Annotated in this window: 11 protein-coding genes; all 11 read right to left on the reverse strand. The window is 58.1% G+C overall.

The window, feature by feature from the left end; all coding sequences use genetic code 11:
* Position 1 precedes the first annotated feature (1 nt).
* The 11 genes from U5A56_RS31630 to U5A56_RS31680 all read right to left on the reverse strand — a co-directional run bounded on the left by U5A56_RS31630 (position 2) and on the right by U5A56_RS31680 (position 12610).
* Positions 2-751, reverse strand: coding sequence for an electron transfer flavoprotein subunit beta/FixA family protein (locus U5A56_RS31630; RefSeq protein WP_321926404.1), 750 nt, complete (start codon positions 749-751; stop codon positions 2-4).
* A gap of 77 nt (positions 752-828) precedes the next feature.
* Positions 829-2622: an acyl-CoA dehydrogenase gene (locus U5A56_RS31635; RefSeq protein WP_321926406.1), complete on the reverse strand. Its 1794-nt coding sequence runs from the start codon at positions 2620-2622 to the stop codon at positions 829-831.
* Between the two features lie 66 nt (positions 2623-2688).
* Positions 2689-3507, reverse strand: coding sequence for an SDR family NAD(P)-dependent oxidoreductase (locus U5A56_RS31640; RefSeq protein ID WP_208453249.1), 819 nt, complete (start codon positions 3505-3507; stop codon positions 2689-2691).
* Positions 3504-4529 (reverse strand): NADP-dependent oxidoreductase, encoded by a 1026-nt coding sequence (locus tag U5A56_RS31645; RefSeq protein WP_062884025.1) that lies wholly within the window; start codon positions 4527-4529, stop codon positions 3504-3506. The genes U5A56_RS31640 and U5A56_RS31645 overlap by 4 nt, the downstream gene beginning before the upstream one ends.
* Positions 4530-4552: 23 nt before the next feature.
* Positions 4553-6109: a class I adenylate-forming enzyme family protein gene (locus U5A56_RS31650; RefSeq protein ID WP_321926410.1), complete on the reverse strand. Its 1557-nt coding sequence runs from the start codon at positions 6107-6109 to the stop codon at positions 4553-4555.
* Positions 6110-6150: 41 nt separating this feature from the next.
* On the reverse strand, positions 6151-7431 hold the full coding sequence (locus U5A56_RS31655) for an acyl-CoA dehydrogenase family protein (RefSeq protein WP_321926412.1): 1281 nt from the start codon (positions 7429-7431) through the stop codon (positions 6151-6153).
* A 76-nt stretch (positions 7432-7507) separates the two neighbouring features.
* Positions 7508-8356 (reverse strand): enoyl-CoA hydratase/isomerase family protein, encoded by an 849-nt coding sequence (locus tag U5A56_RS31660; protein ID WP_321926414.1) that lies wholly within the window; start codon positions 8354-8356, stop codon positions 7508-7510.
* Between the two features lie 78 nt (positions 8357-8434).
* The gene (locus U5A56_RS31665) at positions 8435-9658 is read right to left on the reverse strand and encodes a thiolase family protein (protein WP_321926416.1); all 1224 of its coding nucleotides are present in this window, start codon (positions 9656-9658) and stop codon (positions 8435-8437) included.
* A gap of 17 nt (positions 9659-9675) precedes the next feature.
* Positions 9676-10791, reverse strand: coding sequence for a saccharopine dehydrogenase family protein (locus tag U5A56_RS31670; protein ID WP_062883967.1), 1116 nt, complete (start codon positions 10789-10791; stop codon positions 9676-9678).
* 100 nt (positions 10792-10891) lie between these two features.
* Positions 10892-11806, reverse strand: coding sequence for an SDR family oxidoreductase (locus U5A56_RS31675; RefSeq protein ID WP_080465461.1), 915 nt, complete (start codon positions 11804-11806; stop codon positions 10892-10894).
* A 66-nt stretch (positions 11807-11872) separates the two neighbouring features.
* Positions 11873-12610, reverse strand: coding sequence for an OmpW/AlkL family protein (locus U5A56_RS31680; RefSeq protein WP_080465472.1), 738 nt, complete (start codon positions 12608-12610; stop codon positions 11873-11875).
* Between the last annotated feature and the right edge of the window lie 229 nt (positions 12611-12839).

The following is a 12839-nucleotide window of genomic DNA, read 5'->3' on the forward strand; positions in this document are numbered from 1 at the left end:
CTTACAGCACCTTGGCTTCGGTCTTCAGCTTCTCGACCAGCGTCTTCACGTCCGGCACCTTCACGCCGGCCGCGCGCTTCGGCGGCTCGGCCACCTTCAGCGTCTTCAGACGCGGCGCGACGTCCACGCCGAGGTCTTCCGGCTTCACCGTTTCCAGCGGCTTCTTCTTCGCCTTCATGATGTTCGGCAGCGTCACGTAACGCGGCTCGTTCAGGCGCAGGTCCGTGGTCACGACTGCGGGCAGTTGAAGCGACAGCGTTTCCGCGCCGCCGTCGACTTCACGCGCAACCGTGGCACGGCCGTCGGCGATCGTCACCTTCGACGCAAACGTCGCTTGCGGCAGACCTGCCAGCGCGGCCAGCATCTGGCCCGTCTGGTTCGAATCGTCGTCGATCGCCTGCTTGCCCAGGATCACCAGTTGCGGCTGCTCCTTGTCGACCAGCGCTTTCAGGATCTTCGCGACGGCCAGCGGCTCGACGCTGTCGTTCGATTCGACGAGGATCGCGCGATCCGCGCCGATCGCCAGCGCCGTACGCAGCGTTTCCTGCGCTTGCGCGACACCGACCGACACAGCGATCACTTCGGTCGCGATGCCTGCTTCCTTCAGGCGCACGGCTTCTTCAACGGCGATTTCGTCGAACGGGTTCATCGACATCTTCACGTTCGCGATGTCGACGCCCGTGTTGTCCGACTTCACGCGGACCTTCACGTTGTAATCGACCACTCTTTTCACTGGCACCAGCACTTTCATCTATTTGCTCTCTTGACTTACAAGTTCCTCGACCTATCCTAATCGTTCGACAATCGGGCAATATGCCGTTCGATAATCTAGCAGTCGCAAAAGGCGGTTCCGCTCAACGTCGCAGCCCCTCCGCACACCACCGAAGTGGCTAACGCGGGAACCTGCGGGAGTATATGAGAGGAATAGAAATGTGCACTCGTCAGTTTGGCTTGAAGAAAGCGCGAATTATCTGCCTCGGTTTTCAATGCCCGGTACGAAGCAAGCGCAGCGCGCGCCATTTGCCATCCGCCGGCGACGATACCCATCATGCGCAGGAACGGCACTGCCCCGGCAAGTACCTCGAGCGGTCGCTGTTGATATTCTTCAACAATCCACTTCGCCACGCATCGTAGTGCAGTGGTGCCTTCGAGAAGCCGCAAACCGATATCGCCGAGCGTCGGCTCAGCCTCCAGTTCGGCTTGCGTCAGTTCAACTTGCGTAAGCCAGTCACGCAATCCGGCACCACCATCGCGTAGGATCTTTCTCGAAATAAGGTCGTTTGCTTGAATCCCAGTCGTCCCTTCGTAGATTGGACAAATCAGCACATCGCGTAACGGTTGCGACGCGCCACTTTCCTCGACATAACCCAAACCACCGTGTATCTGGACTGAAGTCCGCGTAACCTCTACCGCCGTCTCTGTCGCCCATCCCTTGAATACCGGAATCATGAGATCGACAAATTCTCGGCGCTCATTGCGCACCGCCGGGTCTGGGTGGTGATGTGCGAGATCCTGAGCGGCGGCAATCAGGTAGCCGAGTGCTCGCATCGCTTCGATCTGACTCCGCATCGACAACAGCATGCGCCGTACGTCGGGGTGTCGAATGATAGGCACTGCCTCGTCGCCACCGTCAGCCGCCCTGCCCTGAACCCGCTCTTCCGCGTAAGCAATTGCCTGCCGATATGCACGGTCGCTGACCGCCACCGCCTCCATGCCGACATGGAACCGTGCTTCGTTCATCATGACGAACATTGTCTGCAGGCCCTTGTTCTCTTCGCCGACCATCCAGCCTATGGCGCCATTTTCTTCCCCTCCGTACACCATTGTGCAGGTCGGACTGCCGTGGTTGCCGAGCTTATGTTCTATTCCAGCGCAACGAACATCATTGCGCGCACCCTGATGGGATTGCTGAGGAAGAAACTTTGGTACCGCAAACAACGAAATACCACGGGCACCTTCAGGCGCACCGACGATTCGTGCAAGCACGAGGTGGACGATATTCTCGGTCAGATCGTGCTCACCGAAACTGATGAAGATTTTTTGACCGAACAAGCGATACGTACCATCGCCACCCGCGACCGCACGCGTACGCAACGCCCCGACGTCGGACCCCGCATGCGGTTCCGTGAGGTTCATCGTGGCAGCCCAGTCTCCGCTGACCAACTTCGGAACATAGTACGATTTCAGAGAGTCGTTAGCCGCCAGCAAGAGGGCCTGGACCGCGGAGTCGGTCAAATCTGTACAAATGCAGAACGCCTTGTTGGCCCCCGTGAAAATCTCGCGCAAAGCAGTGCACATCAGAATCGGCATACCGTGTCCACCGTATTCGGGAGGCATCGACAGCTTGTTCCAGTCCGCCTCGACAAACTGCCGGTAAGCTTCTTTGAAGCCCGGTGCCGTTGTGACGCCGTCCTGCGTCCAATGCGCTCCCTCGCGATCCCCGACAGCATTAAGAGGTGCCAGGACCTCCTTGGAGAAATGAGCGGCTTGCGACAAGATGGCTGTGGTCAACTCGGCGTCCGCGAGACATTCCACGTTCGGTGTCTGAAGCACTCGCTCGATGTCCGACAACTCGCGCAAGACGAATTGCATTTCTTCGAGGGGAACAATATACGAATCCAATGAACGACTCCGATCGGTAAAAGCACAGTCCACATGAGGCCGTCGAGGCACCCAAATCAGGATGGGTCACACGCCCAGTTTTCGGCGCACAAGTGCGCCGTAGTTATTCGGAAACAATCTCGATATCCAATGCAATGCCGTCGCACCGTTACCAACTAGTAGCCGTTTTTCTCCACGCAAGAGACCCATTACGATTTCATGCGCGCATTGTTCCGGTGTGGTAGTCATTTGCCGGACATTCGCGGCTTTGAGCTTCCGCTCTAACTCGCTTTCATTGGCCGCGTCCGGAACCTTGCTGATGTTGGTGTTAATTCCGCCCGGATGGACGAGCACTGCTCGCACCCCCGTACCCTCGAGTTCCTGCCAGAGTGTCTCGGTCAATCCCCGCACGCCGAATTTGGAGATTGTGTATGCTGCCGAACAGGGTGTTGCGACGAGACCGAATACGCTCGATACATTGACAATGCACCCCTCACGCTGGTCAAGCATCTTCGGCAAGAAGGCTTTCGTTCCGTAAATCACGCCCCACAAGTTGATCGCTAGCACTCGTTCGATTTCATCGAGCGTCGCATGTTCAACGGTGGCCAACACCGAAGTACCCGCATTATTAATAACGTAGTGCACTTCCCCGAAGTGCGCGACGACTTCCTCAGCGTGTCGGTAAACGGCATCTCGGCTCGATACGTCAAGCACGTAGGTACAAACTCTGGTTCCAATCGGCAAACGCGCCACCGTGTCGGCCAAGCCATCGGAACTAATATCTGACAGGGCAAGTTGTCCGCCGCGACGCGCGATCTCCACAGCCAGAGCACGGCCGATCCCAGAACCGGCCCCTGTTATCACGACAACCTTGTTGTTGAACACAATTCCCTCATTCATTTTCATGACGGATCAGCGATCTTCAGGATCAGCTTCCCGGGGTTCTTCCCACTAAACGGAAGAGGCAAAAGGCGTGGCGCATGCTCGAATCCCTCCACGACTTCCTCTTCGACGTGAATCTTGCCTTCCGCAATCCAGCGAGCCAGAGTCTCGATACCTGTTTGTAGGCGGTCGCGATAGAAGAGCAACAAGATGCCTTGTACGTGAAGCATCTTCGTGCAGATGTTCATGTATTTCTTCGGCCCCGGCACATCCGGACTCGTGTAGCCCGACGCCATCGCACCGCAAATAACGATGCGTCCTCGCGGCGCCATGTGTTCGAGCAGTGTGTCGAGCATGTCACCGCCGACGTTGTCGAAGTAGGCATCGACTCCGTCCGGACACAGTTCATGCAACCTCGCGACGAAATCCGGACTCTTGTAGTCCACGGCCGCATCGTAGTGGGCTTTTTCAGTAATCCATTTGCACTTTTCCGCCCCTCCGGCGATGCCGATTACACGCTTGACACCCATCGCCTTGCAAATATCGCCGGCGATTGAACCGGTAGCGCCAGTCGCGGCCGAAATCACCACGGTATCGGTTGGTTGGACCTTCAATACGTCGGTCACCGCGAAGTAGGCTGTCAACCCGCCAACACCCAGTACACCGAGATTCCAGGACAGCGGATAGTCGGCCTTGGGAAGAACTTGCAGCGGCATAGGACCGTCGGCACGCGCGATCACATAGTCTTGCCAACTCAAGAAGCCTGTCACGAGATCGCCTTCCGCATAGTGCGGATGCCGAGATGCGACGACCTGCCCTATACCCATCGTCCGCATCGGTTCCCCGATTCCTACCGGAGTCATATAGCCGCCGTGCTCCGTAATCCAGATTCGCTGACTGGCGTCGTATCCAAAATACAGCGAGCGCACCAGCACCTCGCCGTCCTGAGGTGTGGGAACCGGCGCTTCCCTGTATTCAAAATCTTCGATGCCGACCATACCTTCAGGGCGGCGACGCAACAGCCATTGTCGATTCGTTTCAGCCATGTCTCGCTCCATTGGTTATTTGTTTAGATTGTGCGTTGCGCGTTCTGCCAATACCGGGCGCGAATATCCTTCTTCAACACCTTGCCAGCTGTGCTCCGCGGCAATTGGTCGACGATCTCAACGCTTTTCGGTGTCTTGACCGGACCGAGCCTCTCGCGGCACATCGAAATCAACTCATCCGGCCCGACCTCTCCGCCCGGTACAAGTTCAACAACCGCCTTTACCGCCTCTCCCCATGTATCGTCCGGCACGCCGATTACGGCACAGTCCTGAACCGCCGGGTGCGACCAGATCACCTGCTCGACTTCACTCGGGTAAACGTTGAAGCCGCCGCTGATGATCATGTCCTTCTTGCGATCCGTGATGTGGAGGAAGCCGTCGTCGTCGACGTGTCCGATATCACCCGTATGGAGCCAACCATCCACGATAGTCTCGGCAGTACGCTCGGGCTGTTTGTAATACCCTTTCATCACCAGGTCCCCACGCACACAGATCTCGCCGCTCTCCCCGATCGGCAATACGTGGCCCTGGTCGTTCAGGACGGCAAGGCCGTTCGACGCACAAGGCAGACCACATGCGGTCAGTCTTGTTTCCGAAGCAACCTGCCCGTCGATAAAATGGTCGCCCGGCCGCATGAACGCGATTGCCCCGGGGGCCTCCGTCTGACCATAACCTTGGAACATGACCGGTCCGAACACGCCCAGCGCCTTTTTGAGCTTTTCCACCGACATGGGCGCGGCGCCGTACATGAAATAGCGCAACGACGAAAAGTCGCGCTTCTCGATGCCAGGAATTTCGAGCAAGCGATAGATTACGGTTGGTGGCAAGAAGAACTCCGTGACCCGGTATTGTTCGATGGCATCGAGAAGTGCGGCCGGGTCTGGCTTCGACAGGATGACCACCGTTCCTCCGCGAGCAGTTGCGGACAGCGACAGGAAGCCGGCACTATGAGTCATCGGCGCGGCTGCCAAATTGACTATCGGCTCGCCTGGCGCGTAGTTGACGTTCATCATCGAACTGGTAATCGACACGCCGAGGTTGCGGTGCGTTTGCATCACGCCTTTCGGCGCACCGGTGGTACCGCCCGTCGGCATGATCGCCACTACGTCGGACATGGCGAAGTCGAGTAGCGGCGGCGTCGAGGGTTTGCCCTCCAGCCACAAGGCGAGCGGATCACTGCCCGGAACATCGCCGTCGATGCAGATGAAACGCTTCAGCCCGGGGCATGCAGTGCGCACGGCATCAAGCATCGGCGCGAATGCTGCTTGAAAAAACAACACCTCGGTATCGAAGTTCTGCAACAAGGCTACATTCTCGTCGACGCTGCTTCGCGGATTCAACGGCACCCACGCCAGACCAGCACGCCACATGCCGAGAACGCACATCCATGCTAACGGATGGTTGCCCGCGAGTACCGCCCCTTTGGCCTCTTTCAAGAAGCCGGCATCGATCAGGCCGTGCGCGACCTGGCATGTCAGACGATAGGTCTCGTCATAGCTCCACCGCTGACCGTCCATCACGTACGCAGTACCGCGCCGGTTCAGCATCCATCCGCGGTCAAAGAAATCAATCATTGCCATCTTCGGTCATCCAATTTCGAACTATTGCCCATTTCGCTCACTCAAGCGCGAGCCCAGCCTTCCTGCTGATGAAGTTGACTCAGGAGGTAGCCGTAATGTGTAAGAAGGATGTTGTTCTCGCCGTCCTCAATTTGCATCGCACGAGCGTCACGCAGGAGCTTTTCAATCGGAAACTCGCGTGTCAGCCCTACACCGCCGAACAGCTGCAGCGACTCATTGACGACCGTCAGTAATTCACTGGTGCAGAAAGCCTTGCCTGCCGCAGTGAAGTATGGGTGCGGACGCGGAGAACACTTTGTGTACTCTGCTACATGCCGAGCCATCGCACGAATGGCCTCCACCTTCGTTCCAATCGCGCCCAGTCGATACTGCGTGAGCTGATGCTGTGCCAGCATCGCGCCGCCTTGGCGGCGCTCATGGACGTATACCAATGCAAGTTCGAAAGCTGCACGCGCCAATCCGGCTGAGATGTGGCTCATCGCCGTACCGGCATGGGCCCATGCGTAAGCGTGCTTCAGCTCATAGTCGTCGCGCGTCGCAATCGAAAAGCGACGCGGGACGCGTACGTTGTCGAAGTAGATTTCACCTTGCGGCAGCGGTCTCTTGCCCAGTTTTTCGAGGGGCCTTCCACGCGAGATTCCCTTCATGTCAAGCGGCACGATGATGTTGCAGCCGTACGTCGTGCCGTCAGGGCCGTAAAAGCCATCGCCGTAATCGGCCACGATGTCTAGCAACGCTACCTGCGCCACCGCCCCATTGGAAACCCATGCCGAGGTTTGACCGTTGATGACGATCTCGTCCCCCACGAAACTTGCCTGCAGATTTCCCTTGTTGCCCTGGGATCCCGGAAAGCGCTCATCGGCATAGAGAATCAAACCATCGGAACCGCGATCCGGTTGGGTTGCTGCCCAACACCCCAACTTGCCAGTGCAGATGTCGATCAATTCCTGGTTGCCGCTCGTCTGAGCCATCAGTATGGGCATTGCGCCGGCTCCGGTGGACACAGCTAACCCGGCATCCCCCCATCCAAGCTCCTCCATCACGATCGCTTCCATGCGGGCGGCGGCGGCGGGCTCCAGGCCAGCCAATGCGTCTGGCCCCAGTCCGAGCTTGGCGACCTCATGGTGGAATTGCCAAAAAGGTGACCCAGGTAGGTAGGCTTCATCGGCTGGAAGCCGATCGAGTTCACGCCCGATCGGGCGCATGACTTCCGCCGCAAACCGATGCAATGCAGCTTGCGCGCCCGCCTCCTCTTCCGACAGATGTGCCTCGAATCCGGACAGACCGACGACCGGCAGCGGGACGTGAAGGGACATGCTCATGATTCAGCTCCTGATTACGTTGCAATCGCGCCGGAATGAATCGACGTCCGGGCTCCGCTCCTGCGCGACGAATGTTTCACTTCGCGGACAGCGATTCGAGGATGCCGTCCATCGTACGAGGCAGATCAAGCTCGCTTTCCCTTGTCTGTCCGGTCTGCAGCAGCGCGTGAATCGACCGGGACATCTCCGGCTGTTGCATGCTTGCACGCCATGCGTCGTTTTCGTATGCAAATCCGTCAAACAGCGCATCGGCCATTGCCGCGAACGTCCGCTTGATGACTTCCCGGTTGATTGCAATGGTGTGCTGGGAGCGTTGCGCGATCCGCTGGGCGAGCGTTTCTACGTACGTGTGCAGTTCGTTGTCGGGCAACACACGATTAACGATCCCGTACTGTTGCGCCTCCTCCCCGCTAAAGTCGCGTGCACTCAACGTAATCTCAAGTGCACGCGCGGGGCCGCACGCCATCGCGAGACGCGTGGACCCGCCACCACACGGCAGGAAGTCACTGCTGGCCTCCGGTGCACAGAATCGGGCTGATGCGCCGGCAAAGCGCATGCTCATGCCCAAAATCAACTCCAGCCCAGCACCGCGGCATACGCCCCCAACCTTGGCGATCGTCACCTGCGGCACGCTTTGCAAACCGACGCTCAACGATTGCAGGATATTGATGTCGTCGAATTTCCCTTTTGCGGCCGGGTCGTCCGCGGCAACCAAGAGGTCGTTCAAGTCGAAATGCGCAATGAAGAACTCCGAGATCGCGCTTTCGAATATCACCACTTTGATTGACGAGTCAAAATTCAGACGCCCGACCAGACCGAACAATTCTTTGACCATTTGAATGGTCATTAGATTGACGGGGGGGTTGTTGATCGACACGTGCATGATTGCACCGTCTGTACGGATAGAGAGGGTTCCTTCGTTCATGTTCGTCTCCTACAGGTTCTTTTGGTGGCCGCTCGATGTAAATCGAACGAGCATCTGACGTATCGCGCTCTCGATATGTCACCGGCCCAGAATGGTGATGGCTGCGACGGCTTCTTCACCCCCATACATTCCGCCGCCGTTCTCCGCGATTGCGAACCGGGCGTTCGCAACCTGCCGTGGTCCCGCTTCGCCGCGCAGCTGCAACGCCAGCTCGAACAGTTGAGCGATTCCAGTCGCCCCAATCGGGTGTCCCTTTGATTCGAGGCCACCAGACGGATTGATTGGAATTCGACCGCCCAATGCCGTTGCCCCCGAATCGACCAGAGCACCACCGCCACCGATCTCGCAGAAGCCAAGCGATTCACTTTGCAACAGCTCTCCGAATGCTGTCGCGTCGTGCACCTCCGCGACCGACATGTCGTTCGGACCGACCCCAGCCTCTTCGTATGCCCGGAGCGCGGCGATCCGGGTCAACGAGCGGTCCCATGCATTGAGCGGGCGGTCCGTTCCGGTACCTACAACTGAGGCCAGGATTCTCAGGAACCTGCTTGCGCGGATTTTCCGCAAGCCTTCCGCGTTGCAGAGGACAAGTGCCGCCGCTCCATCCGTCATCGGTGCACACATCGGAACTGTCAGCGGAAAGCCAATTGCCCGGGCCGCGAGCACCTCTTCGACCGAAAACTCTCGGCGGAAATGTGCCGCGGGATTGAGCGTGGAATGCCGGTGATTTTTTGATGCGATCTGCGCAAGGTGCCGCTGCGTCGTACCGAAATCACGCATGTGCGCTCGTGCAAGACTTGCATAGACTTCCATAAACGCACTGCGATGTCCTGTACCGCCATCGAATCGATCGCCGCCGAGTTCGGTCAGAATGCGCTGCAACCCTTCGCGATCGTGCACGTCGTAGCCACCATCGAACAAGCCAAGCACCTTGGCCATGTCCGGGAAATTCATCTTCTCGACACCAACCGCTAATGCGATGTCGGCCATGCCGGACCGGACATAGCTCACCGCCATGTGGACGGCAGTGGATCCGCTCGCGCAAGCATTCTCAACGTTCACCATCGGTATGCGCTCGAAGCCCATCGACCTGAGCGCGACTTGGCCAGCCACGACCACCTGACCTTCGAGAATGTCTTGGGCTGTATTCGAAAAAAAGGCGGCCTGAATATCGTGTCGTTCCGCGCCGGCGTCAGCCAATGCGCCTTCGACAGCTTCACGCGTCAGGTCCTTGATCGAGCACTCCGGAAACACCCCAAAGCGGGTCATGCTTATGCCTGCGAGATAAACGGGCTCTGTCATTTTCGCTTCCCGGTTGCTCACACAATGCGTTGATGCGTTACGCTGGCAAGCCCCTGTGCCTGCAATGCGCCGATCAGCTCGCGATGGCCGAATACTTCCGACGGAGAGCGGAACCCCGTCACATGCGGAGTCCCACGAATCAGTCGCATCGCACAATATGCCTGCAGCACTCCGGTCATAAGGTAACCACCCGTTCCGTAGATTGTGCAACTCGAGGCAACGTTGTTTCCTCGGCCGTGGCACCAGTCAATCGAACGGTGAACGTTCCTCGACTCCCTTGGCGGCATGGATGGCGTCATATTCGCGGCAAGCTTGTCGAGCAACGGAATCAGTTGCTCGTCGGGGATCCACTGAAGCTGGACCTTGTAGGCCCGCTCCAACTCCATGACACGCTTGTAGATGTCCTGGTTCGATAAGGCCACCGCCATCTTGCAGTTGCGCACCCGTGGATCATCGTGAAACCAAACGGGATTTGCCGTACCGCCCCAATGCGTTGCCTTGAGTACTGACCCACCCGGAAGCTGAATATCCCGAACCTCCACACCGCGATACTCGACCAGCTCATGGTCGGCGAGATATCGCGCTTTGTTTCGGACGATGTCGAAAATCGACTGAGTGGACGCTTGCGTCGGGACGGCAACGCCATAAGCAAACATGTCGAGCGAGTCGACGCCTTCGGTTTCCAGGCAGAAGCGCGCAGAGATTTCACTAACGGCGTACATGTATGCGAGCGATGGCACGAGTACAAGTCCAGCTTTTGCAAACTCCGCACCGAATTGTTCCTTGGCGTCAAGCATGTATGCTTGCTCGCCCGTGGTATCGAGATAGTGAATGCCCGCTCGTAGAGCGGCCTCGATCACGATCGGCCCCTTCCGGGTGAATGGCCCAACGGTGTTGCAGACCACGCGCCGCCCCTGGAACAGTTTCGTCAGCGATTCGACATCATGCTCGACTTCGACGATCTCGTAACGCGCGTCCTCGATACCAGGCACCGCACGCATGGCCTCCTCGACGCGCGCCCGGCTTCGACCGGCCGCCACAAACGGGACGCGGGAATCTCGCAAATATTCGGCAATGAGCCGGCCGGTATAACCGCTCGCGCCGTAGATCACGACGGGGTAATTGCTGCTCACGAGTTATCTCCTCGACGTTATGTTTTGCACCGACGTTTCGGTGCGTCTCCTGCCACAAGCCCTCATGCATCTCCGGGCCGATCGAGCTTCGATCTGTCATTCATTTTGGTATATCGCCTCGGGCATTCGCCCCTCCCATCGAGAGGGGGGCGGTTCGACGCATATCTCGCAACGCACGTGTGAGTCCGAGCGCCCGGAAAATCAGTCGATCAAATTGACGATCGGACAGGAGCTTGCCGATCCACCATAGTGAATCCAACGGATAACGCGTCTTAGGCTTTGCGACCTTCAATGCTCGATGAACCGCGGATACAACTGTACTTGCGTCTCCTGCTTTATCCTCCATTCGCGCCATTTCGCGTTGGAACGACTGCCAAAGCGGCTCGTACGCAGTATCGGAAAAGCGCGACCTAGGGCTCTTTGCCTCAGTCTTTTTGAACATCGATGTCTTAACGAAGCCTGGTTCGATCGCAATGACATCGATTCCGTAGATCTTCAGCTCGCGGCGAAAGGCCTGCGTCACGGCCTCCAACGCGTGCTTCGTCCCGGCATATGCGCCGAAGAACGGCACGGTGACAGCACCACTCACGGAGCTGACATTCACGATGCGTCCAGGTCGGTGAGGTGAATCTGCCTTCGCACCGAGCAGTGGGAGAAACGCTTGTGTAACCTGGATCACACCGAGCACGTTTACCTCGAACAGCGCACGAATCTCGTCGATCGGTAAATGCATCAGCGGACCACAGACGCTGATACCCGCGTTGTTGACAAGCGCACCTAGTCCCTCCTCGCCCACAACCGCTTGCACCTGCTGCGCCGCAGACTGCACCGCTTCGAGATCCGTTACGTCGAAACACAGCGGCACGAACGACGGCCCAAGTTCAGCAGCCAATCTCTGTCCGTCTTCATTACTGCGGACACTCCCGAATACCCGATATCGGCGCGAGACGAAGTATCGCGCGAGCTCATAACCTATTCCGCTCGATACTCCTGTCACCACAATAAAATTACTCATTCTCGCTCCTGTCAAAAACGTCCGTCGACGTGGCCGAATGACACGATTTCAGATCGACCTACGTCTCTAAAACGTGTACGAGACATTGAGAAAGGTCATGAGGGGGCGCAGCCGTACCTTGGTTTTACTCACGATTTCCGTGCCCGCGGCGGTGCGTCCCGTTAGGGTGACATTGGTATCTGTCGGTACATACGTAACCGACATGCCAGCCGCCCAATGCTTGCTGATTCGATAGTCGAAGCCGGCTTGAAATACCGGGCTCCACGAACTCGACGCTGATACGCTTGCCGACCCACCGGGCCCGAAGTTCTGAGTGACGAACGAACTATTCGTCACTCGGGCGTTCGAGAACCACGTGTAATTGACCCCCAGCCCCGCGAAAGGACGGAACCTGCTTTGTGGTAGACCGAAGTGATAGCGCAGCACGACCTCCGGCGCCCAGGTGTGCGCGTCTCCCAGCACACCATAACTCTCAAGCGAGCCCCGGCCTTCGAGTCTTGTGCGCCCCGGCCAACCACCTAGAACCGAGACGCCGATATGGTCGGTGAAATAGTGTTCGATAGTGAAGCCAGCCGTATCGCTGCTTCGCGCACCCGCGCCGGAACCCGACAGGGTCGTGTCTACGGCCGTCCCTCCGATACTGGTAATCCGAAGAGGATCGCTGCCAGTCTGCGGCGCGCTGTGCACCCATCCCACGCTAAGTGTATTGTCTCCCGCACCTTGGGCATGGGCGCCCCTTCCGGTTGCCACGATTAAAATCGCAGCACCCAGGCGAATTGCCTGGGCACATGTGCACCGCTGCATCGTTGTCTCCGTGTATTCGTTAGTTTTTTGGCTTGAGATATGCAAGCCTGACGACCGATTCGCGGAGGTCATGTCCGGGCCCCGCACGAATCGTGAATACACTGTATGCGGCCGACGAACCGTGTCGCCCCTCCCACGAAGGGAGGGGAACTCGGTAGCGTATGTCGGAAGCGCACGCGGATGCGCACGGTGGATCAATACCGTCGGCCAGTGGCAGTCCCCTACTCGG

Source organism: Burkholderia sp. BCC1998 (assembly GCF_905339875.1).
Classification (GTDB): Bacteria; Pseudomonadota; Gammaproteobacteria; order Burkholderiales; family Burkholderiaceae; genus Burkholderia.